Genomic DNA, 22,267 nt, shown 5'->3' on the forward strand with positions numbered 1-22,267 from the left:
GTCGATCCGATTGTAACCCTTTTTCGCGCCCAGCAAACCCCCTGCGGACAGGGTTTTCCCATACTTGTAAAAACGCGGTCATTCGCCTGTCACGACAAGCGCTTGCGCTCGCTTGAGGGGGGGATGCCCATGGCCTCGCGATATTTTGCCACTGTGCGTCTGGCGACCTTGATCCCGTTGGCGGCGAGTGCCTCGACCAGCTTGCTGTCGGACAAAGGCTTGCGGGGAGGTTCTTCACCAATAAGCTTTTTCAAGCGGGCGCGAATGGCGGTACTCGAGTGGCTATCGCCTTCCTCACCACCGACATGGCTCGAGAAGAAATATTTGAGTTCGAAGACGCCGCGTGGGGTATGAATGAACTTTTGGGTCGTGACGCGCGAGATAGTCGATTCGTGCATGTCCACGGCCTGGGCGATATCGGCGAGTATCAGTGGCTTCATGGCCTCTTCGCCGTGTTCGAGGAAGTCAAGTTGACGCGACATGATCTCACGTCCCACGCGTAGCAGGGTGTCATTGCGGCTCGACAGGCTCTTCAATAGCCACCGTGCTTCCTGCAGGTGCTGTTTCATGAAGGTATTGTCATCGCTCTTGTCGGCGCGTTTGATTAACGCAGCGTAGTCAGGCTGGATGCGCATGCGCGGTAGTGCATCCGGGTTGAGCTCGATACGCCATCCTTCGTGGCTGTGGCGGGCGATCAGGTCAGGAATGACGTAATCGTTACCACTATCGTCGAAGGCCAATCCGGGGCGTGGATCAAGGGAGCGCACCAGGGCGATTACCGCATCGAGCTGGTCGTCTTCCAGGCGCAGGCGGCGCCTTAGCAACTTGCGGTCATCGGCAGCCAGTGCGTCGAGAAACTGCCTGACCAGACGCTTGGCTTGCGGTAGCAACGGCGTGTCGTCGGGCAGGGCGCCAAGCTGGAGCAGCAAGCATTCACGGAGCTCACGAGCGCAGACGCCGGTGGGTTCGAATTGCTGTAGCCGCAACAACACGTGCTCCACATCAGCGCTCTTCAGTCCAGGCAGGCCTTGTTCGCGCAGACCGTCACAAAGGTCATCGAGGCTGGTGTCGAGATAGCCATTGCGATCCACGGCATCGATCAAACTTTCAGCGATCAGGTGTTCGCGTTCTCCCAGGTCGATCATGGCCAACTGCCAGCTCAGGTAATCGTGCAGGCTTTGGCCGCTGGCATTGCGTTCGAAGTCCGGTGCGTCGCCACCGCTGGCTGGCGCCATGTCCTGATAGGTATCGGACCAGTCGCTGTCCACGGCGAGTTCACTGGGAATCTCGCTGGCCCAGTCGTCTTCGGGTGTTTCGGTAACCTCCAGTTCGCCGTATCCCTCGTCGAGCTCCAGCATGGGATTGGATTCCAGTGCTTGCTGGATTTCTTGGCGCAGGTCCAGCGTCGAGAGCTGCAGCAGAGCAATGGCTTGCTGCAACTGAGGCGTCATGGTGAGCTGGGTGCCGACGCGAAGCTGCAAGGAGGGTTTCATGGCCATTTCGAATTTGGATCACTGACAAATGGAAACGACACGGTATCCCGCTGCTGGGCGCCTTGCAAGCCTGAAAATCCTCAATCTAAGCAATAAATATGCCATACGCAATTCACGTGCCACAACTTATCCTGTGATGGAATATCAGTAGGTTGCAATGAAGTGATGGTGCCGAAGGGATCAAAGTCGAAAGTCTTCGCCCAGATAGATGTCACGGACCTGCTGATTACCCAGTATGGCCTCGGCGTTGCCCTCGGCAATGATCTTTCCGTTGCCGACGATATAGGCCCGGTCGCAGATGTCCAGCGTCTCTCGCACGTTGTGGTCGGTGATCAGGACGCCGATATCGCGGTTGCGCAATTGGCGGATGATGCCTTTGATTTCGCCCACCGAAATGGGGTCGACCCCTGCAAAGGGTTCGTCGAGCAGGATGAAGTCGGGTTCCGTGGCAAGTGCCCGGGCGATCTCCACTCGACGTCGTTCGCCACCAGACAGGCTCATTCCCAGATTGTCGCGCAGGTGGGTGACGTGGAACTCCTCGAGCAATTGGTCGAGGCGTGCCTGACGACCGCTTCGATCCAAGTCTCCGCGAGTCTCGAGAATTGCCATGATGTTATCGGCCACCGACAGCTTGCGGAAGATTGAAGCCTCCTGGGGGAGGTAGCCGATCCCCGCTCGCGCTCGCTCATGCATGGCGGCATGGGACAGGTCGTGGTCGTCGATGAATACCTCGCCAGCGTCGGCGCGAACCAGGCCAACGATCATATAAAAGGAGGTGGTCTTGCCAGCACCGTTGGGGCCTAGCAGGCCGACAATGTGGCCTTGATCGATGGACAGCGTAATATCCTGCACCACGCGACGTCGTTTGTAGCTCTTGGCGAGGTGTCGAGCACTCAAGGTCTTCATCGACAAGCCTTATTCCTGTTCGGGGTTCAAGGTCATGCGCACGCGCTGGCGCTCCTGGCCTTCGACATCGGAGCGGGCCTGAACGGTACGACTGTCGAGGTAGTATTGCACGTAGCCACCATCGAAGGTGTCGTGTGCTTGATGCAGTTCGGCTTGATTGATCAGCTCTACGCGCCGTTCGGCGGCATGGTAGATGATCTTGCGACCCCAGCCACGCACGATGGGTTCGTCGGGGGCTGGCCGTTGCTCGATATAAGCGCGATCACCGGTAGCGGTGATACGGGTAACCTCGCCGGCATCGTTGCGCAAGATCTCGACGCGTTCGCCGGTGAGCTGCATGCTGCCCTGCTGGATGTCGACGTCGCCGGTATAGATGGCTGTGCCGGCGTGTTCGTCGAGGTCGAGTCGATCGGCAGTGACCTCGATAGGGGCATTGGCGTCACTCTCCAGCGCCTGGACAGGCAACGCGGCCAAGGTCGCCAGCATGCCAGCCATCAGCAGGCCGCTCGGGAAGCGAGGCTTGGATGGCGAGCGAAAAAGTCGCGTCATGGTGCTTGTTCCTTTTGGCCTTGGGGCGGATGGAAGCCGCGCACATTATCGGTCAGGCGCATGCGATTTTCATTGATCCAGGCATCGAAGTGTTCGCCACGGACGTGTTGGGGTGGTTGTTGCAGCAAGGCTTGCGTGTTGCTCCATGCATGACCGGTTTCGGTGTCGAAGTGAAGCACGTTGGTTTCGAGCTGCCAGCCTTCCTCCGGGGCTTGGAGTCTGGCATTGCCCTCGAGGGTCAAGTGGCGACCTTCGGGCCCTAGGATGCCAGTATCGCCATATCCGAACCAGATGCGGCCTTGGTCGTCATAGAGACGTGCCACCGGTGTTCGAGCCCGGGTTACGTCGTCGATAGGCGTGTGGACCAGGCGCGGCGTATCGAGCTTCTGATAAGGAACACCGTTGGCGTTGAAGCGTGTCAAACTCGCGCCTTCCAAGTAGTAGTCCGGCTCGCCGGCATCATCGTAGGGTACCGGGCCGGGGCGGCGGGTGTCCTGGGCCTCGAATAGAGCCAAAATCCCACCTACGGCTACCAGAATGAGTAGTAGCCATAGCCTGGGCGATGGACGTGGAATTCGTAACGCCATGAGATTCAACGCTTGCCATGCAGGTAGGTGTCGACCACGGCACCCCAGTGTCCCTGAGCCTCGAGCAGGGCGTCGCAGATTTCACGAACGGCGCCATGGCCACCTTGGCGTTCGGTGACCCAGTCAGCGTGGGAACGAATATAAGCCGGGGCATTGGGGACGCTGATGCCGAGCCCGCAGCGCTTGATAGCGGCCAAATCCGGTAGGTCGTCGCCACAATAGGCGGTTTGGTCAAGGCTCAGGCCCAAGTGTTCGCAGAGCTGACGCAGGGTGTCGAGCTTGTCGTCGCGGCCTTGATGGACATGGTCGATGCCGAGCGCTGCTGCGCGTCGGCTGACCATTGGTGAGTCGCGGCCGGTGATCAGGGCGACTTCAAGGCCGGCTTGTCTCAGTAGCTTGATGCCGTGACCATCCTGAGTGTAGAACGCCTTGATTTCCAGGCCATCGGTCTGAAAGTAGAGGCGTCCATCGCTGAGCACGCCATCGACGTCCAAAGCGAGCAAACGAATCTGGCGGGCGCGGTCGATCAGGTCGGAATCGACGAGGGAAGTATCCAGGGTCATAGGGGCTCCTTAGATGACACCGCTGCTCAAAAGGTCATGCATATGCAAGGCGCCTATCGGCTTGCCGGTGTCGTCGACCACGGCCAATGCCGTGATACGGTTGTCTTCCATGACGCGAACTGCCTCGGCAGCGAGAATATTCGGGCCGATACGCTTGCCAGGTCGTGTCATGACATCATCGACCTTGAGGGTACGCAGGTCGCTATGCTGGTCGAGGGTGCGCCTCAGATCGCCATCGGTATAGACCCCCGCCAGCAGACCATTTGCGTCGACCACGCAGGTGAATCCCAATCCTTGGTGAGTGATTTCCAATAGTGCATCGCGTAATGGGCTGCCCAAGGGGATACTGGGCAGGCGGTCACCACTGTGCATCAAGTCGCTGACCTTCAGAAGCAGGCGCCGGCCAAGGCTGCCACCAGGATGTGACAGAGCGAAATCCTCGGCCGTGAATCCGCGGGCTTCCAGTAGGGCAACCGCCAGCGCATCACCTAGCGCCAGAGCGGCGGTGGTCGAAGAGGTGGGCGCTAGGTCTAGCGGGCAGGCTTCACGCTCGACGCCAGCATCGAGATGGGCCTCGGCATGCCTGGCCAGGGTAGAAGCCGGTCGGCCCGTCATGCTGATCAAGGGCGTGCCCATGCGCTTGAGAAGTGGCAGTAGGGCGGTGACTTCACTGGTTTCCCCTGAGTTCGAGAGTGCCAGCACTACATCGCCGGGAGTGATCATGCCCAGGTCACCGTGACTGGCTTCCCCAGGGTGGACGAAGAAAGCCGGAGTGCCGGTGCTGGCTAGCGTGGCTGCAATCTTGCCAGCAATATGGCCGGACTTGCCCATGCCAGTGACGACGACACGTCCTTGGCAGGCGAGTATCAGTTCGCAGGCGCGGTCGAAATCCACGCCGAGCTTTGTGATCAGCGCATCGATGGCCTGCTGTTCGAGGAGCAGGGTGCGTCGTGCGCTGGCGCGAAAGGGAGAATCCTGGTCGGGTGTCATGGAAGCATCGTTAGTCATGGGGGTGATTGTTGCCTGTTGTGCGATTTCGCTCAAGCGATGTTCACACTGTTGACTGTCAATACCCCCGATAGCTGGCATGGCCCGCCAGCATGGCTCTCACTCCGGCCTGATAGGCCGTGACAGCTCCGACAAGGCGGTCAGTACTCCGCCGCAGGCCAATGAGACCGACCGGGATGGCGATCGAAGGAGGTAGCATGGGATACAACATCCGCTGTTAGTAATTCGAGGGAGCCCATTAAACGTCCTGATGTAACGAGGATGCAAGGCGAGTGCGGTCAGGCTGGCGGCAATGCGGTAAGTTAGGATACGATGTTCGATAATTTATGTCAGGGTTGAGGATACCATGGACGACACTCCCTTCGTGGTGGTGGAGGGGTTGCATTTTTCGCGCGGCGATACGGATATCTTTCGTGGTGTCGATTTGTCGATTCCGCGTGGCAAGATCACGGCGATCATGGGCCCCAGTGGCACAGGCAAGACCACGTTGCTGAAACTGATTGGTGGTCAGCTCGTTCCCGATGCGGGACGCGTGTTGATCGACGGACAGAATGTTCATGGGTTGTCACGTCGTGCCTTGTTCCGCTTGCGCCGTCGCATGGGCATGCTGTTCCAGAGCGGTGCGTTGTTCTCGGATCTGGATGTCTACGAGAACGTGGCTTTCCCCTTGCGTGTGCATACCGATCTTCCCGACGCCATGATTCGCGATGTGGTGTTGATGAAGCTGCAGGCGGTCGGGTTGAGAGGGGCCCGTCATCTGATGCCCTCTGAGCTGTCCGGTGGCATGGCGCGACGAGTGGCGTTGGCACGCGCCATGGCCCTGGACCCCGAATTGATCCTCTACGATGAGCCCTTCGTGGGACAGGATCCGATTTCGATGGGAGTGCTGGTGCAACTGATCAAGCGCATCAACGAGGCGCTAGGTCTGACGGCAATAGTCGTGTCACATGATATCAAGGAGACGTTGTCGATCGCCGACTATGTCTATGTGATTTCTGATGGACATGTGATGGCCCAAGGCACTCCTCAAAGTCTGGATGTCGACCAGGATGCACGCGTCAGCCAATTCGTGCATGGCGAGCCTGACGGCCCGGTGCCTTTCCATTATCCGGCGGTCGACTTCTTTACCGATATCCTGAGTGCGGGAGCGAACCGATGATCGGACGTATCCAGCAGCTTGGTCGGTATGGTTGCGACCTTCTGGAGGCGCTTGGGCGTGCCGGTATCTTCCTGGGGCTCTCTTCCGTAGGGGTGCCGTCTCGCGAAGGCTGGCACTTGTGGCTGCGTCAGATGCACTTCGTCGGGGTGCTGTCATTGGCCATCGTGCTGGTGTCGGGGCTGTTCATTGGCATGGTGCTGGCGTTGCAAGGTTATACCATCCTGGTCGATTTCGGGGCCGAGCAGGCGCTTGGTCAGATGGTGGCGCTGTCATTATTGCGGGAGCTGGCCCCAGTAGTCAGTGCGCTGCTGTTCGCCGGGCGTGCAGGATCGGCGTTGACGGCCGAGATCGGTTTGATGAAGGCCACCGAGCAACTCTCCAGCATGGAGATGATTGGTGTCGATCCACTGCGGCGGGTGGTGGCACCGCGATTGTGGGCAGGTTTCGTGTCGTTGCCCTTGCTTACCGTGGGGTTCAGCGTGGTGGGAATCTGGGGGGGCTATCTGGTCGGAGTCGAGTGGTTAGGGGTCTTCAATGGTTCTTACTGGGGCAACATGCAGGAGAGCGTCGATTTCATTGCTGACATCGGCAATGGCATCGTCAAGAGTCTGGTGTTCGCCCTAGTGGTGACATGGATTGCGGTTTTCCAGGGATATGATCTGGTTCCCACGGCGGAGGGGATATCTCGCGCTACGACGCGTACGGTCGTGTATTCGTCGCTGGCCGTGCTGGGATTGGATTTCGTGCTGACCGCGCTGATGTTTGGAGAACTGGGATGAAGCGCAGCAAGATGATGGAATTGGGGGTTGGTCTGTTCATGCTGGCCGGCATCGCAGGCCTGATATTCCTCGGCCTGCGGGTCAGTGGTCTCAACCTGGCCGGGCCAGGTGCGGGCGATACGTTCCAATTGCAGGCCAATTTCGCCAATGTCGGTGGTCTGAAGCCGCGGGCCCGGGTCACCATGGCGGGGGTCAATGTCGGGCGTGTGGTGAATATCGAACTGAATACCGAATGGTATGACGCTCAGGTCACCCTGGAACTGGATGACAAGCTCGAGGGGAAACTGTCTCGTGATACCACAGCCTCGATCTTGACGTCGGGCTTGCTTGGTGAGCAATACGTTGGGTTGTCGGTGGGAGGGGACCCCGAAACCCTCAGCGATGGCGATACCATCCGCGATACGCAGTCGGCGCTGGTACTGGAAGAGCTTATCCAGCAATTCGTGTCGAACATGGTCAATGAGTGAAGTGAGAGGCAATGGTATGGTCTTGGGAAACGGTATGTCTCAATTCTCGATGGCGGTTAGGATGTGGCGCTCGGTGTTGCTGGCATTATCTCTGGTCTTGATCGCTCTACCGGTTCATAGCCAGGAGGAAACTCGTCCCGAACAGATGATTCGCAATAGTATCGATGAATTGATGGGGCAGATTGAGGGGCGCCGGGACTACTTCGCCGAGAATATCGAGGAACTCGAATCGCTGGTTGAGGACAGTCTCGTGGATGTTGCCGATTTTCGCTATATCGGTGCCAGCGTAATGGGGCGTTACTTCAACAATGCCACTCCGGAACAGCGCTCGCGTTTCGTCGATACCTTCCGTCAGACATTGATCGATACTTATGCCAAGGGACTGGTCACTTTCGACTATCGCGAGTTGCGCGTGCTCGATGATCAGCAAGAACGTCGTTACGAGGATCAGGCCAGTGTCACCATGGAGGTCGTAGCCACCAACGGTGAGGTCTATCCGGTAAGTTATACGCTGCGTCGATCCAATGGCGAATGGCGGGTCGTGAATGTCATCGTCAATGGCATCAACCTGGGGTTGACCTTCCGTAACCAGTTCGACCAGGCCATGCGTGAGCAAAATCGTGACTACGATGCAGTGATCAATGGCTGGTCGCCAGAGGTTGGCGTCGAGGAACTCGAGGAAGGGGCCACATCATGACCTTGCTGCTCGACCGGCAGGGAGTGCGGCTGAAGAGTGAAGATGCCGGGCTGGCTGTTACCGGCCAGGTGGACTTCGAAGCGGCGGCGGCGCTGGCAGCAAAGGGGCGTGATTGGCTGGCAGCCCAAGCCCCGGGGGCGAAGGTCCAATTCGACTTGCGGGGCGTCGACCGGGTCAGCAGCGCCGCATTGAGCGTGCTGCTGGACTGGACTAGAGGCGCCCGAGCCGCAGGGCTGGAAGTGTGTGGTGTGGTGTTATCACCACCACTGGCAAGGTTGACAGCGGTGGCCGGGTTGGATGCCCTGCTGCCGCTGACCGAACCCGGTTGATCCTCAATCCATGTCTGTCATCGCCTTTGCGGGCACTTTTCATTACCATGGGGGCTTTCCGTCCTGATGACAGGGCGCCGACCACCTATCGTGTGCAAGGAGTCTCCTTTCCATGCAACCCAGTGATGTCAAGGCACTGCTCGAAGCCCGCATCGACGGCTGTGAGTTTCATATCCAGGGCGAAGGCTGCAATTTTCAGGTCATTGCCGTGGGTGACGTCTTCGAAGGTCTCACTCCAGTCAAGCGCCAACAACTGATCTACGGCGCGCTTTCCGAAGAGATTGCCAGCGGCGAGCTGCATGCCATCAGTATCAAGGCGTATACCCCGTCCCAGTGGCAAACCGCACCGGAAAACGCCGGGGCCTGACGAAACGGACATCCATGGACAAACTGATCATTACCGGTAATGGCCCTCTCGATGGTGAGGTATGGGCCAGCGGTGCCAAGAACTCAGCGCTGCCGATCCTGTGTGCCACGTTACTTGCTGACGGGCCGGTCACCGTCGGCAATCTACCGCATCTGCAGGATATCACCACGACCCTTGAGCTGCTCGGGCGGATGGGAGTCGAGCCGGTGATGGGCGAGAAAATGACCATTGAGCTCGATGGCTCTCAAGTACGGGATTGCCACGCACCTTACGAACTGGTCAAGAAGATGCGTGCGTCGATTCTGGTGCTGGGTCCCTTGTTGGCTCACTTCGGCACCGCCGATGTCTCGCTGCCCGGTGGTTGTGCGATCGGCTCGCGACCAGTAGACCTTCACATTCGGGGCCTCGAGGCCATGGGTGCGGAGATTCGGGTCGAGGGAGGTTATATTCGAGCTCGGGTTGATGGCCGTCTGAAGGGTGCCACCATTTTCTTCGATACCGTCACCGTGACGGGGACCGAGAATCTGTTGATGGCGGCGACGCTGGCCGATGGCATTACAGTGCTCGAAAATGCCGCCCGTGAGCCGGAAGTGGTCGACTTGGCCGAGTGCCTGATCGAAATGGGCGCCAGAATCAAGGGCCATGGCACCGATACCATCGTCATCGAGGGCGTCGAGCGCTTACACGGCTGTTATTATGACGTGATGCCCGATCGTATCGAGACTGGTACCTTTCTGGTCGCTGCGGCGATCACAGGTGGGCGGGTGCGGGTTCGCAACACCCGAGCCGACATTCTCGAAGCCGTGTTGGCCAAGCTCGAGGAAGCGGGTGCCAAGGTGAGCAGTGGCGAGGGCTGGATCGAGCTCGACATGCAAGGACGGCGTCCCAAGGCAGTCAACATACGTACCGCACCGTATCCTGCTTTTCCCACGGATATGCAGGCCCAGTTCGTGGCGCTCAACGCCGTAGCCGAAGGAACCGGTCGTGTGGTGGAGACGATTTTCGAGAATCGCTTCATGCACGTACAGGAACTCAATCGCATGGGCGCGAAGATCGCACTAGAGGGCAATACCGCAGTGATCAGTGGGGTCGAGCGACTATCCGGAGCACCGGTCATGGCCACTGACCTCCGGGCGTCGGCATCGCTGGTGGTCGCAGCCATGTGCGCCGAAGGAGAGACGCTGGTCGATCGTATCTATCATATCGACCGTGGCTATGAGTGCATCGAAGAGAAACTGCAATTGCTGGGGGCCAGGATTCGTCGCGTGCCTGGTTAAAAGCGCTCCCCTAATTCACGAACTGAAGTCGCTTATGAACAAGCAATTGATATTGGCCCTGTCCAAGGGGCGTATTCTCGACGAAACATTGCCGTTGCTGGCTGATGCTGGGATCGAGCCAGCCGAGGATCTTGGTGGTAGTCGCAAGTTGTTGTTCGACACCAACCTGCCGGACGTCAAGCTGGTGATCATTCGTGCCACCGACGTGCCCACTTATGTGCAGCTCGGGGCAGCCGACCTGGGGGTCGCTGGCAAGGATGTGCTGCTCGAACATGGTGCTGAAGGCTTGTACGAGCCCCTTGATTTGGAGATCGCCAAGTGTCGCTTGATGACTGCCGGGGTGAAAGGGGCTGAGCCGGCACGAGCACGTCGCCGAGTCGCCACCAAGTTCGTCGATGTGGCGCGTCGCTACTATGCCGAGCAGGGTATTCAGGCCGAGGTCATCAAGCTTTATGGTGCCATGGAGTTGGCACCGCTGATGAATTTGGCTGATGAAATCGTCGATATCGTCGATACCGGCAATACCTTGCGTGCCAATGGCATGGAGCCACGTGAGTTGATTGCTGATATCAGTACTCGGCTGGTGGTCAACAAAGCAGCCATGACCATGAAGCATGAAACGCTGAAACCCTTGATCGAGCGACTCCGCCAAGCTGTCGCCAAGCGCAGGGCTTCTCAGGATGTATCGGCCTGAGTTGGTCATGATGTCTTGGGTCGGCGTTTGTCACTGAAACAGATAACCAAGCAGAGAATGCCATGACCGATAGTGTTGTCCGTGAACTGGAGATATCCCGCTTATCGACCCGGGAGACGGATTTCGAGGCTCGCCTGGAATCGTTGCTCTGTTGGGAGGGTGTATCCAGTAGCGAGGTTCAACAACGGGTCGATGAGATCATCGAGGCTGTAAAGACTCGTGGTGACACCGCTCTGGTCGAGTATTCCAATCGCTTCGACCGTTTGTCGGCTTCGAGCATGGAGGAACTCACCTTGGGGGCCGAGCGGTTGCGTAAGGCTTTCGACGGTCTCCCCGAAGACCAACGTAACGCCCTGGCTGCCGCCGCCGAGCGCATTCGTGCCTACCACCAGCATCAGCGGCCTGAGTCGTGGCGCTATACCGAGGCTGATGGCAGCGTGCTCGGTCAGCAGGTCACGCCACTAGACCGAGCTGGTATCTATGTCCCGGGCGGCAAGGCTGCTTACCCTTCCTCGGTGTTGATGAACGCCATTCCTGCCCATGTCGCTGGGGTTCGCGAGATCGTCATGGTGGTGCCAACCCCCGATGGTGTGCTCAATGAACTGGTCTTGGCAGCGGCCCACTTGGCTGGGGTCGATCACGTATTCACCATCGGCGGGGCCCAGGCAGTGGCAGCCCTAGCGTATGGTACCGAGACGGTGCCGCGTGTCGACAAGATCGTCGGGCCGGGCAACATCTACGTGGCGACCGCCAAGCGGGCAGTGTTTGGACAGGTTGGAATCGATATGATTGCCGGCCCCTCGGAGATCCTGGTGGTATCCGATGGTGGCACCAACCCCGAGTGGTTGGCCATGGACCTGTTTTCCCAGGCCGAACACGATGAGGATGCCCAGGCAATTCTGGTGGGGTGGGATGCCGAGCATCTTGCGGCAGTTGAGTCAGCCATGGCGAGACTGCTGCCCACCATGGAGCGTGAGGCGATCATCCGGGTGTCGCTGAAGGCGCGAGGTGCCACGATCTTGTGTGCCGATCGCGAAGAGGCGGTGGCACTGATCAATCGTATTGCACCAGAGCACCTGGAGTTGTCGATAGAGGAACCCGAGTCGCTGCTGCCTGATATCCGGCATGCGGGCGCCATTTTCATGGGGCGTTACACGGCTGAAGCCCTAGGCGATTACTGCGCCGGCCCTAATCATGTGCTACCGACTTCGGGTACGGCACGCTTCTCTTCCCCGCTCGGCGTTTATGATTTCCAGAAACGCTCTTCGATCATTCACTGTTCGCCCGACGGTGCTTCCCAGCTCGGCAGGACGGCTGCGGTGCTGGCGCGTGGCGAATCACTCACCGCTCACGCCCGCTCAGCTGAATATCGCATCAAGGACTGATTTCCCCGCGATCCTTGCCACTGGGTAAGGCATGGTGCCACAAGTCTGGAGATGACAAGGCCTCGTCAATGACGAGGCCTTGTCCATGTGCGAGGCTTGGTCAATGTGCTAGTGGTAGCGGCTCAGCGCTCTGTTTGGGGCATTTCCGGTGTTGGCCGCTCGCCGACCTCAAGCGTCACATCCATGCGTTGGCCATTGCGAACCACTTGTACTGGGAGTTCCGTACCGGGCTCGATGGCAGCGATATCGGCCATGACGACACGTGGATCCAGAATGGGGCGGCCGTCGACTTTCAGCAATACGTCTCCCGGTCGTAGCCCGGCTTCGGCGGCCGGGCCATCGGGAACGACACCGGCAATCACCACACCCCCAAGACTGTTGAGACCGAATGAAGCCGCCAGTTCCTGGGTCATTTCCTGTGCTTCGACCCCTAGCCAACCACGGATTACTCGCCCTTGCGTGACCAGTTCTTCGAGGATACCCCGCGCTAGATTGGAGGGGATCGCGAACCCGATTCCCTGAGAGCCTCCGGAACGAGAAAAAATGGCGGTGTTGATACCCACCAGCGCACCTTCAGGGTTGATCAGTGCTCCGCCTGAGTTGCCAGGATTGATGGCGGCATCGGTCTGGATGAAGTCTTCGTAGGCATTGAGACCTAGATGACTGCGCCCGGTGGCGCTGATGATGCCCATGGTCACGGTCTGGCCAACCCCAAAAGGATTGCCGATAGCCATAGCCACATCGCCGACGACGGCCTCACCTGAGTCGGCCATGGCGATGACTGGCAAGTCGTCGAGATCGATTTTCAATACTGCCAGATCGCTCTCGGGATCGGTACCGACTACCTCGGCCAGGGTTTCGCGACCATCACGCAATGCGACCTGAATCTGATCAGCACCGCTGATCACGTGATGGTTGGTCAGAACATAACCCTCTGCGCTCACGATTACCCCGGACCCCAGGCTCGACAGCATACGTTGGCGACGGGGCATGTTGTCACCAAAGAATTGACGGAAGAACGGGTCGGACATCAGAGGATGCTGTTCTTGCTCGACCACTCGCGATGAGTAGACATTGACTACGGCTGGAGCGGCGCGAGACACGGCATCGGCATAGCTGACAGGCCCTTGCTCACGGGACATGGGGGCGGCATTGACAACGTCAGGGGGGGAGCGAACGCTTTCCTGCTGTGCGACTGGTTGGGGTTGGCCGGTGGGCTGTGCCGGGGCCGTTGGCTGTGGCTCGGAGGGGGCACTTCCCATCAGGCCAGGAAACGCATAAAGCAACACGATGGCCAGCAGTATTCCACTGATGGTTGGCCAGACGTAAGGCATCAAGTTTCGACGCATGCAAGAGTCCTTGGTTGACAGGGCGGTCGCTGGTATTTGCCGCAATCGTTACAATGGCGACATTGTAACACTGCTGTTGAGGCCATGCCCGGAGGGGGTAACCGATGATATCCCGTGATGAACTGGTACGAGCTTGCGATGCATTGCTGCGGGTCGAGCGATTCAAGGACTACACCGTCAATGGGCTGCAAGTTTCGGGAAATAAGCGTGTCGCGCGCGTGCTAAGCGGTGTCACGGCTTGTCAGGCCTTACTTGATGAAGCAGTGGCCTGGGATGCTGATCTGGTGCTAGTGCATCACGGCTATTTCTGGAAAAACGAACCGGTAGCGGTCACTGGCATGAAGCGTCAGCGTTTGGCGACACTGCTGGCGCATGATATCAACCTATTGGCCTATCACTTGCCACTGGATGCGCATCCGGAGTTGGGTAACAACGCGCAGCTGGCGAAGTGCCTGGATTTTACGGTAGAAGGTTGTGCCGATGGGGAAGTGGGAGAAGGGCTATTGTGGCTGGGGTGCCCTCCGCGCAGCATGGATAGTTGGGGTTTGGCGGCTCATATCGATGAGTGCCTGTCACGAGAGCCCTTGTTGATCGACGGAGGCGTTGGGGAGATCGAGCGTGTGGCGTGGTGTACTGGAGGGGCGCAGGACATGATCATGTCAGCCTTCGAGGCTGGAGCCACTGCCTTTGTTTCCGGTGAGATTTCCGAGCGGACCACGCATCTGGCCAGAGAGATGGGTATTAGCTACCTGGCTGCTGGTCACCATGCCACAGAGCGCTATGGAGTGCAGGCCTTGGGTGAGTGGCTGGCCAGTGAATTCGGTGTGACGCACAGGTTTGTGGATATTGATAATCCTGCCTAGTCATGCCTGAAGCCGCCCATGTCTGAAACATGTTCGGCTTTCGTTCGCCGGCCCTCCAGAGTTGGCGATAGCACAGGCATGGCGATAGCGTGAATATCAGTATCTAGGTGGTTGAGCGGCGGGTTCCTCCTCGCCGCGACGCAGGCCGAAATCTTCGGCGAGGGTACCGTGGTCGCCATCGGCATAGTCGCGGGGCATAGTGGGGGATTCGGTCGTGCTCTCGGCGTCCTCATGAGAGGAGCTGGCAAAACGGCGTCTGATTTGCAAGTCGTCGCACAGCTGTTCCGCCCCTTGGGCGAGTTGCTGTTCGAGTTCCTGGCTTTGTCGCTGGATGCTGCTGACCAGATCGGCGGCTCTGGCAAAATGATCGTTCAGCGAGTCCTTCACTTGGCTGAGTTCCAGCTCGGTTTCGGCGAGGCGCTGACGGACCTTCTGGTTACGCGCCACATTGGCATTGAGCAAGTGATAGCCGAGGGCGCCGATGCCGATGCCGGCAAGGCCGCTGACAATCGCCAGAATCCAGTCGATGTTACTCTCGTACACGTTGTTCCCCTTCGATGCTGTTCCCAGAGGCTGTCGTCATGCTCTGGGCGCCACACTGGCGGCCCCATTATATGGGGGAGGGCAAGACCTAGGTCAATGCGTTAGGCATCGCCGTTACATGCGAAACACTGGTTGGGAACGTATAATGGCAGCTCGCCGAGCAGACGCCGAGGTAGCCAAGACGCCATGAGCGCGACAACGACATCTTCGAGTTCCCACGATATCGCCAAGCCGACGACGCCGTTGGCACGTTACCGTGCCGATCTTGAGCGCGACGATTTCCAGTACGATGCCGCGCAGGAGCAAGCCGTCGAACACCTGCAACGCCTTTTCGACGATTTGTTGGTGATGCCACGCTCGACACCCAGAGCAGTGACTGTCGGCAAGGGGCTCAAGTCACGCATGGCTGGGTTGTTCGGAAAGAAGTTGCCATCGCCATATGAAGGACCACCTGCGGTCACAGGGCTTTATTTCTGGGGTGGGGTCGGGCGTGGCAAGACATACTTGGTGGATACTTTCTACGAGACCTTGCCATTCCCGGACAAGATGAGAACTCACTTCCACCGTTTCATGCAGCGCGTGCACAACGAGCTGGAACACTATAAAGGTGAGAAGAATCCGCTCAAGCTGATCGCCGCCAAGTTTGCCTCCGAGGCAAGAGTCATCTGTTTCGACGAGTTCTTCGTCAAGGACATTACCGATGCGATGATCCTGGCCAATTTGCTCGAGGCATTGTTTGAGCGTGGTGTGGTGTTGGTCGCCACCTCGAACATCGTTCCGGACGATCTCTACAAGGATGGCTTGCAGCGGGCACGTTTCTTGCCAGCCATCGACCTGCTCAAACGTCATTGCGCAGTGGTCAATGTCGATTCCGGCGTCGATTACCGGCTCAGGGCGCTGAAGCATGCCGAGATTTTCCATTCGCCACTGGATGCCGCCGCCGAGGCTGAATTGTCACGCAGTTTTCGTAGTATCGCTGGGGCTGAAGGTGAGGCTGAAGTGCCCATAGAGATCAATCGCCGTCTGCTTACCTCTCGCCGAGTTCACGACGATGTGGTGTGGTTCGAGTTTCGTGAGCTTTGCGATGGACCCCGCAGCCAGAATGACTATATCGAGCTGGCGCGTGAATTTCACACCGTGTTGGTGTCCAACGTCACCCGCATGGGACGGGGGGCCGACGACCAGGCGCGGCGTTTCATCAACATGGTCGATGAGTTCTATGATCGAGGTGTCAAGCTGTTGATGTCTGCCGAAGCGCCGGCAGAACGGCTCTATAGCGAAGGCAACCTGTCCTTTGAATTCGAACGCACGTTATCGCGACTCAGGGAAATGCAGTCGCATGAGTACCTGGCGTTGCCGCACAAGCCCTGACCCGGACTCCGTCCGGAAGCCATAAGCTTTGAAGAACCGTTGCCACAGGAGAGGGCGATGGTAGCGATGGCTTGCGCGACAGCGTTGCCTCGTCGGTGCCTGGTCGTGTACAATGCGCGCTCGCTCGACCGTTGCACTGTTTCTTGCCGGTGGCAAAGCAGTGCAACCAAGAAAAATAGGGATGGTTACGTACAGGCAGTCAAGGCTGTCGTGTACAAGACCCAACACACTAATTTTGGTGATTCATCCATGAAGACGTTCAGTGCTAAGCCGCAGTCCGTCCAGCGCGATTGGTTCGTCGTCGACGCCACGGACAAGACGCTCGGTCGTCTGGCTACCGAAATCGCTCGCCGCCTGCGTGGCAAGCACAAGCCGGAATACACTCCGCATGTCGACACCGGCGATTACATCGTGGTGGTCAATGCCGAGAAGGTGAAGGTGACAGGTAACAAGGCTCAGGCCAAGAACTACTATCGTCACACCGGTTACCCGGGTGGCCTGCGTTCCATGAATTTCGAGAAGATGATCGATCATGCTCCCGAGCGGATCATCGAGTCTGCCGTTAAAGGCATGTTGCCGAAGGGACCGTTGGGTCGCGCCATGTATTCCAAGCTCAAGGTCTATGCCGGTGCCGAGCACCCGCATGCCGCCCAGCAGCCGCAAGAACTGAATCTCTAAGGGATATTACGCCATGACACAGCAGTATTACGGTACCGGGCGCCGCAAGACTTCCACTGCCCGTGTGTTCCTCAAGCCGGGCACCGGCAAGATCGTCGTCAATAGCCGCGACTTGAACGACTATTTCGGCCGTGTGACCGGACGCATGGTCGTACGTCAGCCGCTGGAGCTTACCGAGACTCTCGGTCAGTTCGATGTCTATGTTACCGTCAAGGGCGGCGGTGGTTCAGCTCAGGCTGGCGCCATTCGTCACGGCATTACCCGTGCTCTGATGGAATACAATGAAGATTTCCGCAAGCCGTTGCGTGCCGCCGGTTACGTAACTCGCGATGCGCGTGAGGTCGAGCGTAAGAAGGTCGGCCTGCGCAAGGCGCGTCGTCGTCCGCAGTTCTCCAAGCGTTAATTACGCAAGAACAGCGTGGAAAAAGCGCTCAGGCCTGTGGGGTCTGGGCGCTTTTTTATTTGTAATTCAATGGGTTGGGGGGTGTATACCACTTAGGTCAAGCACCTTTTGACCTTGTGTTCGTACTCACCTTTTCTTACCATAACCATCATTTTGTATCCGTAGATCGCGGGATACCTTTTCGCGATAAAGTAGCGGGTCATTCGATGGGAGAAATCATAAGATGGCAGACAACGGCGTAAACAAGGGGCGGCGCCGTTTCCTCGTGGGTGCTACCACCGTCGTGGGTGCGGTAGGTGCCGTCGGGGTTGCGGTTCCCTTTGTGGCTTCCTGGCAGCCCAGCGCCAGAGCGAGGGCGGCGGGGGCCCCCGTCCAGGCTGATGTTTCCAAACTCGAGGTTGGGCAGCAGATGACGGTCGAGTGGCGTGGCAAACCGGTATGGATGGTGCGCCGCGACGATTCCATGGTCGAGCGGATCAAGGAAATAGACCCCTCGCGCCTGCGCGATCCTGAGTCTGCCGAACCCCAGCAGCCGAGTTATGTAGACCCCGTGTTGCGCTCGATCAAACCCGAATATCTGGTGCTGATCGGTATCTGTACCCATCTGGGGTGCTCGCCTACTTTTCGCCCTGAGCCCGGTGCTGCTGATCTTGGCGGTAACTGGCCGGGTGGTTATTTCTGTCCCTGCCATGGCTCGCGTTTCGATTTGGCTGGGCGCGTATTCACTGGCGTGCCGGCGCCTCTGAATCTGGAAGTGCCGCCGTATCGCTATGAAAGCGACAGCATCATCGTGGTTGGCGAAGACGAGGAGACTGCCTGATGGGTAACCCGAATCGCGTCAAGGCAGAAAGCGGTTTCATGCGCTGGGTCGATGACCGCTTTCCCGCTACTCAGATGTGGCAGGATCATCTGTCCAAGTATTACGCACCCAAGAACTTCAATTTCTGGTACTTCTTCGGCTCGCTCGCGCTACTGGTGTTGGTCAACCAGATCCTCACCGGTGTCTGGCTTACCATGAGCTACAATCCCACCGCAGAGGGCGCATTCGCCTCCGTCGAGTACATCATGCGTGATGTCGAGTACGGTTGGCTGATTCGCTACATGCATTCCACTGGTGCATCGGCCTTCTTCGTCGTGGTTTATCTGCACATGTTCCGCGGCTTGATGTATGGCTCTTACAAGGCGCCGCGAGAACTGGTGTGGGTTTTCGGCATGACGATCTATCTGGCACTAATGGCCGAGGCCTTCATGGGCTACCTGCTGCCTTGGGGACAAATGTCCTACTGGGGAGCTCAGGTCATCATCTCGCTGTTCTCGGCGATTCCCGTCGTGGGGGCAGAGTTGACGCAGTGGATCCGTGGCGACTACCTGATTTCAGGAATCACTCTGAACCGCTTTTTCGCTCTGCATGTGGTGGCCTTGCCGATCGTGATCCTGGGCTTGGTCGTCCTGCACTTGATTGCCTTGCATGAAGTGGGATCCAACAATCCCGATGGGATCGAGATCAAGGACAAGAAGGATGAGGCTGGTCAGCCGCTGGATGGCATTCCGTTCCATCCTTATTACACCGTCAAGGATCTTTTTGGTGTCGCGGTCTTCCTGTTCGTGTTCTGCGCGGTGATCTTCTATTTTCCTGAAGGTGGTGGTTATTTCATCGAGAAGCCAAACTTCGAACCGTCGGACCCGTTGAAGACACCCGACCATATCGCGCCGGTATGGTATTTCACGCCCTTCTACGCGATCCTGCGCGCCGTGACGTTCTCGTTGTTTGGCCTTGACTCCAAGTTCTGGGGTGTGGTGTTGATGGGAGCGGCGATCGCGATCCTGTTCGTACTGCCTTGGCTGGATCGCAGTCCGGTACGCTCCATGCGTTACAAGGGTTGGTTCTCGCGCATCATGCTGGCGTTATTCGCCATCAGCTTCGTGATTCTTGGTGTGCTTGGTGTGCTGCCGGCTACCGGTGGACGAACGCTAGTGGCACAGATCTGCACGGCTGTGTATTTCGCCTTCTTCTTGCTGATGCCGATCTATACCCGGCTTGAGAAAACCAAACCCGTTCCGGAAAGGGTGACTGGCTAATGAAAAAGCAACTGTTCGCACTGCTGTTTGCGCTGGTGCCTTTCACGGCTTTAGCGGCGGCAGAGGCTCATCTGCCGTATTCGATGACACCGGACCTGGATGACAAGGCGTCCTTGCAGCGTGGTATGCAGTTGTATGTCAATTACTGCATGGGCTGTCACTCTCTGGAGCATCAGCGCTTCGCACGTGCTGCCGAGGACCTGGGTATGCCACAGGATCTGGTTGAAGAGAACCTGATCTTCTCTTCCGATCTGGCTTTCAATGACCAGATGCGCAATGCCATGGCCGAGGGGAGTGCCGAAGATTGGTTTGGTGCCGCGCCGCCCGATCTGACCTTGCATAGCCGTCTGCGTGGTACCGACTGGATCTACTCCTACCTGCTCAGCTTCTACAAGGACCCGGAGCGGCCTACAGGAGTCAATAACGCCGTTTTCGACTTGGTAGCCATGCCAAATGTGCTCGAACCTTTGCAGGGCGTGCAGGAGATGGTGTGCGCACAGAGCGATCATCCGGTTGGTGATGCCGAACTCGATCCATTGACCGGCAAGTATCAGTCCTGCGAGGTATTGCAGGTGACGGAGCCGGGACAGATGGAGCCAGCGGAGTTCGAGGAGGCGGTCTATGATCTGACCAATTTCCTGGCCTACGTTGGAGAGCCGTCTAAACTGCAGGCGCAGGCGCTGGGCCCCAAGGTGTTGATCTTCATCTTCATCTTCGGTGTCATTGCGTACCTGCTCAAGCGTGAATACTGGCGCGATATTCACTGATACGTCAGGCGTTTCGGTGTGGGGCGTGTGGCCTTGGGGTCATGCGCCCCATGTTTATGCCAGGGTGATGGCGATACACCCGAAATGGGTCGTGTCGTGTTATCATCATGGCCTCGAATTGATGCGAGGATTGTTTCATGGGTGTAGTGGCCAAGCGGTCGTCGATGACCTTTTACTCCGGCAGCGATGATCACTTCAGTCATCGCGTACGTATCGTTTTGGCGGAGAAGGGTGTTGCTGTCGACATCCTGGATGTTACGGAAGACAATCATCCTGAGGAGCTGGCGGACCTCAACCCTTACAACAGCGTACCGACCCTGCTCGATCGCGATCTGGTGCTCTATGAATCCAAAGTGATGATGGAGTATCTGGACGAGCGGTTCCCGCATCCACCGTTGTTGCCAGTTTATCCGGTAGCGCGTGCGCAGAGTCGGCTATGGATGCATCGCGTCGAGCGTGAATGGTGCCCTCTGGTCGAACAGATCCAAAACGGTGCCAGGAAGGATGCTGAAAAGGCGCGTAAGGAGCTGCGTGAGAGTCTGGTGGGGATTGCACCAATCTTCGAGGATATGCCGTACTTCATGAGTGAGGAGTTCTCGTTGGTGGATTGCTGCCTGGCTCCGCTGTTGTGGCGTTTGCCGGCGCTGGGAATTGAATTGCCCGAGAAGCAGGTCAAGCCGTTGATGGCATACATGGAGCGAGTTTTTTCTCGTGATGCCTTCAAGGCCGCGCTATCGGAAACCGAACGCGAAATGCGTACCTGAATCCGTCATGGCAGAAGGAGTATCCTCTTTCTGCTGAAACGACCCCAAAGAGGAGGGACTGGCCATGCTTTCGAGTCGCCCTTATCTCGCCAGGGCCCTTTATCAGTGGCTACTGGACAACGATCAGACCCCTTATATCGTTGTCGATGCCGAGCGCGATGGCGTAGTGGTGCCGGAACAGTTTGTACAGAATGGCCAGATCGTGCTTAATATCGCTCCGACAGCGGTTCGCGATCTATTCATGGAAAATGAAGCCATCACCTTCAGTGCACGTTTCAGTGGGCAACCCATGCAGGTTGTGGTGCCTTTGGAAGCATTGATAGCGCTTTATGCGCGCGAGAACGGAGTAGGGATGGTATTTGGTCACGAACCCGTGATGCCGGGATATGTCGAACCCTCAAGTGAAGTTGATGCTGAGCAGGAGCGCCCGGCACTGTCCAGCGTGGATAGTGAAGAGAGCGCTCCTGAGCGTGACGAAGAGACAGTGCCACCCAAGGGGCGTCCATCGCTGCGCGTCATCAAATGAGGCACGGTTCTCGCAAGAGAGCGGATACACAGAACGGCAGGCCATACGGCCTGCCGTTCTGTGTTTTCGAGCCAATGTCAGAAAGTGTTCAATCGATGTATTCGAACACTTTGACGATACGCTGTATCCCACCGATGTCGGAAATGGCACTGACAACGCGATCTCCCTCTGCGTGGGTGACCAGGCCCATCAGATAGACACTGCCATTCTCGGTGACGGCCCGAATGCGCCCAGCATCGATATTTTCATTGGCGATCAGGCGGGTGCGGATACGGGCCGTGACCCATGTGTCGGTAGTGCGTTGGGCAATTGGCGCATTGGCAGCCACAGTCAACTCATTATGCACCTGGCGAACATTGCGCACGTCCTGGGCGATGCTCATGGCCTTGTCTTTGAGTTCCTGACTAGGCACTTGACCGCTAAGCAACACGATACCGTTGTAGCTGTCGACATTGACGTGAGCATCGTTGAATCGCGCGTCCTGGCTGCCAAGATTGTGGCTGATCTTGGTCTCGATGCTCTGGTCCTCGACTTGGCTGCCAAAGGTGCGTTCACCGTAATTCTCGTCGATGGGTCCTTGATGTGTGGCGCTCGTGATGGAAGTACAACCACCGATGGCGAGAGCCAGTCCCAGGATAGCGGGAGTGAAGAATCCTTTTTTCAT

Annotated in this window: 27 protein-coding genes; 18 read left to right on the plus strand and 9 right to left on the minus strand. The window is 57.9% G+C overall.

Annotated features, from left to right (window positions below):
- Positions 1 to 89: 89 nt before the first annotated feature.
- The 6 genes from L861_RS00420 to L861_RS00445 form a co-directional block, all read right to left on the minus strand.
- Positions 90 to 1,499, minus strand: a complete 1,410-nt coding sequence (locus L861_RS00420) for an RNA polymerase factor sigma-54 (RefSeq protein WP_016414545.1) — start codon at positions 1,497 to 1,499, stop codon at positions 90 to 92.
- Between the two features lie 174 nt (positions 1,500 to 1,673).
- Positions 1,674 to 2,399, minus strand: coding sequence for an LPS export ABC transporter ATP-binding protein (lptB, locus tag L861_RS00425; RefSeq protein ID WP_016414546.1), 726 nt, complete (start codon positions 2,397 to 2,399; stop codon positions 1,674 to 1,676).
- A 9-nt stretch (positions 2,400 to 2,408) separates the two neighbouring features.
- Positions 2,409 to 2,894: a lipopolysaccharide transport periplasmic protein LptA gene (lptA, locus tag L861_RS00430; RefSeq protein ID WP_035567550.1), complete on the minus strand. Its 486-nt coding sequence runs from the start codon at positions 2,892 to 2,894 to the stop codon at positions 2,409 to 2,411.
- A gap of 50 nt (positions 2,895 to 2,944) precedes the next feature.
- The gene (gene lptC / locus L861_RS00435; protein ID WP_016414548.1) at positions 2,945 to 3,535 is read right to left on the minus strand and encodes an LPS export ABC transporter periplasmic protein LptC; all 591 of its coding nucleotides are present in this window, start codon (positions 3,533 to 3,535) and stop codon (positions 2,945 to 2,947) included.
- Between the two features lie 5 nt (positions 3,536 to 3,540).
- Positions 3,541 to 4,098, minus strand: coding sequence for a KdsC family phosphatase (locus tag L861_RS00440; RefSeq protein WP_016414549.1), 558 nt, complete (start codon positions 4,096 to 4,098; stop codon positions 3,541 to 3,543).
- 9 nt (positions 4,099 to 4,107) lie between these two features.
- Positions 4,108 to 5,088, minus strand: coding sequence for a KpsF/GutQ family sugar-phosphate isomerase (locus tag L861_RS00445; RefSeq protein WP_016414550.1), 981 nt, complete (start codon positions 5,086 to 5,088; stop codon positions 4,108 to 4,110).
- A 364-nt stretch (positions 5,089 to 5,452) separates the two neighbouring features.
- Between L861_RS00445 and L861_RS00450 the strand changes: the two genes are divergently transcribed.
- The 9 genes from L861_RS00450 (at position 5,453) to hisD (ending at position 12,260) form a co-directional block, all read left to right on the plus strand.
- Positions 5,453 to 6,265, plus strand: coding sequence for an ATP-binding cassette domain-containing protein (locus L861_RS00450; protein ID WP_016414552.1), 813 nt, complete (start codon positions 5,453 to 5,455; stop codon positions 6,263 to 6,265).
- Entirely contained in the window at positions 6,262 to 7,044 is a 783-nt protein-coding gene (gene mlaE / locus L861_RS00455; RefSeq protein WP_016414553.1) for a lipid asymmetry maintenance ABC transporter permease subunit MlaE, read from the plus strand. Before L861_RS00450 ends, mlaE begins: the two co-directional genes overlap by 4 nt.
- Positions 7,041 to 7,511, plus strand: a complete 471-nt coding sequence (gene mlaD / locus L861_RS00460) for an outer membrane lipid asymmetry maintenance protein MlaD (RefSeq protein ID WP_016414554.1) — start codon at positions 7,041 to 7,043, stop codon at positions 7,509 to 7,511. Before mlaE ends, mlaD begins: the two co-directional genes overlap by 4 nt.
- A gap of 34 nt (positions 7,512 to 7,545) precedes the next feature.
- A complete protein-coding gene (locus L861_RS00465; RefSeq protein ID WP_027947703.1) occupies positions 7,546 to 8,208 on the plus strand; it encodes an MlaC/ttg2D family ABC transporter substrate-binding protein in 663 nt (220 codons plus the stop codon).
- Complete coding sequence (locus tag L861_RS00470) at positions 8,205 to 8,537, plus strand: STAS domain-containing protein (protein ID WP_016414556.1); 333 nt, start codon at positions 8,205 to 8,207, stop codon at positions 8,535 to 8,537. The genes L861_RS00465 and L861_RS00470 overlap by 4 nt, the downstream gene beginning before the upstream one ends.
- A gap of 112 nt (positions 8,538 to 8,649) precedes the next feature.
- Positions 8,650 to 8,904 (plus strand): BolA family protein, encoded by a 255-nt coding sequence (locus tag L861_RS00475; RefSeq protein WP_016414557.1) that lies wholly within the window; start codon positions 8,650 to 8,652, stop codon positions 8,902 to 8,904.
- Between the two features lie 14 nt (positions 8,905 to 8,918).
- The gene (gene murA / locus L861_RS00480) at positions 8,919 to 10,181 is read left to right on the plus strand and encodes a UDP-N-acetylglucosamine 1-carboxyvinyltransferase (RefSeq protein ID WP_016414558.1); all 1,263 of its coding nucleotides are present in this window, start codon (positions 8,919 to 8,921) and stop codon (positions 10,179 to 10,181) included.
- Between the two features lie 34 nt (positions 10,182 to 10,215).
- Positions 10,216 to 10,875 (plus strand): ATP phosphoribosyltransferase, encoded by a 660-nt coding sequence (hisG, locus tag L861_RS00485; RefSeq protein WP_016414559.1) that lies wholly within the window; start codon positions 10,216 to 10,218, stop codon positions 10,873 to 10,875.
- Positions 10,876 to 10,937: 62 nt separating this feature from the next.
- Positions 10,938 to 12,260, plus strand: coding sequence for a histidinol dehydrogenase (hisD, locus tag L861_RS00490; protein ID WP_016414560.1), 1,323 nt, complete (start codon positions 10,938 to 10,940; stop codon positions 12,258 to 12,260).
- Between the two features lie 122 nt (positions 12,261 to 12,382).
- On the opposite strand, the gene L861_RS00495 is transcribed toward hisD, so the two are convergent.
- Positions 12,383 to 13,609, minus strand: coding sequence for a Do family serine endopeptidase (locus L861_RS00495; RefSeq protein WP_016414561.1), 1,227 nt, complete (start codon positions 13,607 to 13,609; stop codon positions 12,383 to 12,385).
- A gap of 104 nt (positions 13,610 to 13,713) precedes the next feature.
- Here L861_RS00495 and L861_RS00500 point away from each other — a divergent pair, with 104 nt between their 5' ends.
- Complete coding sequence (locus L861_RS00500) at positions 13,714 to 14,472, plus strand: Nif3-like dinuclear metal center hexameric protein (RefSeq protein WP_016414562.1); 759 nt, start codon at positions 13,714 to 13,716, stop codon at positions 14,470 to 14,472.
- 96 nt (positions 14,473 to 14,568) lie between these two features.
- Here L861_RS00500 and L861_RS00505 read toward each other — a convergent pair whose 3' ends face one another.
- Positions 14,569 to 15,015, minus strand: a complete 447-nt coding sequence (locus tag L861_RS00505; RefSeq protein WP_016414563.1) for a Z-ring associated ZapG family protein — start codon at positions 15,013 to 15,015, stop codon at positions 14,569 to 14,571.
- A gap of 186 nt (positions 15,016 to 15,201) precedes the next feature.
- Between L861_RS00505 and zapE the strand changes: the two genes are divergently transcribed.
- The 8 genes from zapE to L861_RS00545 all read left to right on the plus strand — a co-directional run bounded on the left by zapE (position 15,202) and on the right by L861_RS00545 (position 21,603).
- A complete protein-coding gene (gene zapE / locus L861_RS00510) occupies positions 15,202 to 16,386 on the plus strand; it encodes a cell division protein ZapE (protein ID WP_016414564.1) in 1,185 nt (394 codons plus the stop codon).
- A 249-nt stretch (positions 16,387 to 16,635) separates the two neighbouring features.
- Positions 16,636 to 17,064, plus strand: a complete 429-nt coding sequence (gene rplM / locus L861_RS00515) for a 50S ribosomal protein L13 (RefSeq protein WP_016414565.1) — start codon at positions 16,636 to 16,638, stop codon at positions 17,062 to 17,064.
- A 13-nt stretch (positions 17,065 to 17,077) separates the two neighbouring features.
- Positions 17,078 to 17,467 carry a 30S ribosomal protein S9 gene (gene rpsI, locus L861_RS00520; RefSeq protein ID WP_016414566.1) on the plus strand — a complete coding sequence of 130 codons (390 nt, stop codon included), beginning with the start codon at positions 17,078 to 17,080 and terminating at the stop codon, positions 17,465 to 17,467.
- A 223-nt stretch (positions 17,468 to 17,690) separates the two neighbouring features.
- Positions 17,691 to 18,287, plus strand: coding sequence for a ubiquinol-cytochrome c reductase iron-sulfur subunit (petA, locus tag L861_RS00525; protein ID WP_016414567.1), 597 nt, complete (start codon positions 17,691 to 17,693; stop codon positions 18,285 to 18,287).
- Positions 18,287 to 19,546, plus strand: a complete 1,260-nt coding sequence (locus L861_RS00530; RefSeq protein WP_016414568.1) for a cytochrome b — start codon at positions 18,287 to 18,289, stop codon at positions 19,544 to 19,546. Before petA ends, L861_RS00530 begins: the two co-directional genes overlap by 1 nt.
- Positions 19,546 to 20,313 (plus strand): cytochrome c1, encoded by a 768-nt coding sequence (locus L861_RS00535; protein WP_016414569.1) that lies wholly within the window; start codon positions 19,546 to 19,548, stop codon positions 20,311 to 20,313. Before L861_RS00530 ends, L861_RS00535 begins: the two co-directional genes overlap by 1 nt.
- 137 nt (positions 20,314 to 20,450) lie before the next feature.
- Complete coding sequence (gene sspA / locus L861_RS00540) at positions 20,451 to 21,077, plus strand: stringent starvation protein SspA (protein WP_016414570.1); 627 nt, start codon at positions 20,451 to 20,453, stop codon at positions 21,075 to 21,077.
- Between the two features lie 64 nt (positions 21,078 to 21,141).
- Positions 21,142 to 21,603 carry a ClpXP protease specificity-enhancing factor gene (locus L861_RS00545; protein WP_016414571.1) on the plus strand — a complete coding sequence of 154 codons (462 nt, stop codon included), beginning with the start codon at positions 21,142 to 21,144 and terminating at the stop codon, positions 21,601 to 21,603.
- An 88-nt stretch (positions 21,604 to 21,691) separates the two neighbouring features.
- Here the strand turns inward: L861_RS00545 and L861_RS00550 are convergent, their stop codons facing one another.
- Positions 21,692 to 22,267: a BON domain-containing protein gene (locus L861_RS00550; protein ID WP_016414572.1), complete on the minus strand. Its 576-nt coding sequence runs from the start codon at positions 22,265 to 22,267 to the stop codon at positions 21,692 to 21,694.

Source organism: Litchfieldella anticariensis FP35 = DSM 16096 (assembly GCF_000409775.1).
Taxonomy (GTDB): domain Bacteria; phylum Pseudomonadota; class Gammaproteobacteria; order Pseudomonadales; family Halomonadaceae; genus Litchfieldella; species Litchfieldella anticariensis.

Bases quoted from the DNA above. Each gene is read 5' to 3' on its own strand.
- L861_RS00420 (WP_016414545.1), bottom strand. From the start codon at position 1,499: ATGGCCATGAAACCCTCCTTGCAGCTTCGCGTCGGCACCCAGCTCACC.
- lptB (WP_016414546.1), bottom strand. From the start codon at position 2,399: ATGAAGACCTTGAGTGCTCGACACCTCGCCAAGAGCTACAAACGACGT.
- lptA (WP_035567550.1), bottom strand. From the start codon at position 2,894: ATGGCTGGCATGCTGGCGACCTTGGCCGCGTTGCCTGTCCAGGCGCTG.
- lptC (WP_016414548.1), bottom strand. From the start codon at position 3,535: ATGGCGTTACGAATTCCACGTCCATCGCCCAGGCTATGGCTACTACTC.
- L861_RS00440 (WP_016414549.1), bottom strand. From the start codon at position 4,098: ATGACCCTGGATACTTCCCTCGTCGATTCCGACCTGATCGACCGCGCC.
- L861_RS00445 (WP_016414550.1), bottom strand. From the start codon at position 5,088: ATGACACCCGACCAGGATTCTCCCTTTCGCGCCAGCGCACGACGCACC.
- L861_RS00450 (WP_016414552.1), top strand. From the start codon at position 5,453: ATGGACGACACTCCCTTCGTGGTGGTGGAGGGGTTGCATTTTTCGCGC.
- mlaE (WP_016414553.1), top strand. From the start codon at position 6,262: ATGATCGGACGTATCCAGCAGCTTGGTCGGTATGGTTGCGACCTTCTG.
- mlaD (WP_016414554.1), top strand. From the start codon at position 7,041: ATGAAGCGCAGCAAGATGATGGAATTGGGGGTTGGTCTGTTCATGCTG.
- L861_RS00465 (WP_027947703.1), top strand. From the start codon at position 7,546: ATGTCTCAATTCTCGATGGCGGTTAGGATGTGGCGCTCGGTGTTGCTG.
- L861_RS00470 (WP_016414556.1), top strand. From the start codon at position 8,205: ATGACCTTGCTGCTCGACCGGCAGGGAGTGCGGCTGAAGAGTGAAGAT.
- L861_RS00475 (WP_016414557.1), top strand. From the start codon at position 8,650: ATGCAACCCAGTGATGTCAAGGCACTGCTCGAAGCCCGCATCGACGGC.
- murA (WP_016414558.1), top strand. From the start codon at position 8,919: ATGGACAAACTGATCATTACCGGTAATGGCCCTCTCGATGGTGAGGTA.
- hisG (WP_016414559.1), top strand. From the start codon at position 10,216: ATGAACAAGCAATTGATATTGGCCCTGTCCAAGGGGCGTATTCTCGAC.
- hisD (WP_016414560.1), top strand. From the start codon at position 10,938: ATGACCGATAGTGTTGTCCGTGAACTGGAGATATCCCGCTTATCGACC.
- L861_RS00495 (WP_016414561.1), bottom strand. From the start codon at position 13,609: ATGCGTCGAAACTTGATGCCTTACGTCTGGCCAACCATCAGTGGAATA.
- L861_RS00500 (WP_016414562.1), top strand. From the start codon at position 13,714: ATGATATCCCGTGATGAACTGGTACGAGCTTGCGATGCATTGCTGCGG.
- zapE (WP_016414564.1), top strand. From the start codon at position 15,202: ATGAGCGCGACAACGACATCTTCGAGTTCCCACGATATCGCCAAGCCG.
- rplM (WP_016414565.1), top strand. From the start codon at position 16,636: ATGAAGACGTTCAGTGCTAAGCCGCAGTCCGTCCAGCGCGATTGGTTC.
- rpsI (WP_016414566.1), top strand. From the start codon at position 17,078: ATGACACAGCAGTATTACGGTACCGGGCGCCGCAAGACTTCCACTGCC.
- petA (WP_016414567.1), top strand. From the start codon at position 17,691: ATGGCAGACAACGGCGTAAACAAGGGGCGGCGCCGTTTCCTCGTGGGT.
- L861_RS00530 (WP_016414568.1), top strand. From the start codon at position 18,287: ATGGGTAACCCGAATCGCGTCAAGGCAGAAAGCGGTTTCATGCGCTGG.
- L861_RS00535 (WP_016414569.1), top strand. From the start codon at position 19,546: ATGAAAAAGCAACTGTTCGCACTGCTGTTTGCGCTGGTGCCTTTCACG.
- sspA (WP_016414570.1), top strand. From the start codon at position 20,451: ATGGGTGTAGTGGCCAAGCGGTCGTCGATGACCTTTTACTCCGGCAGC.
- L861_RS00545 (WP_016414571.1), top strand. From the start codon at position 21,142: ATGCTTTCGAGTCGCCCTTATCTCGCCAGGGCCCTTTATCAGTGGCTA.
- L861_RS00550 (WP_016414572.1), bottom strand. From the start codon at position 22,267: ATGAAAAAAGGATTCTTCACTCCCGCTATCCTGGGACTGGCTCTCGCC.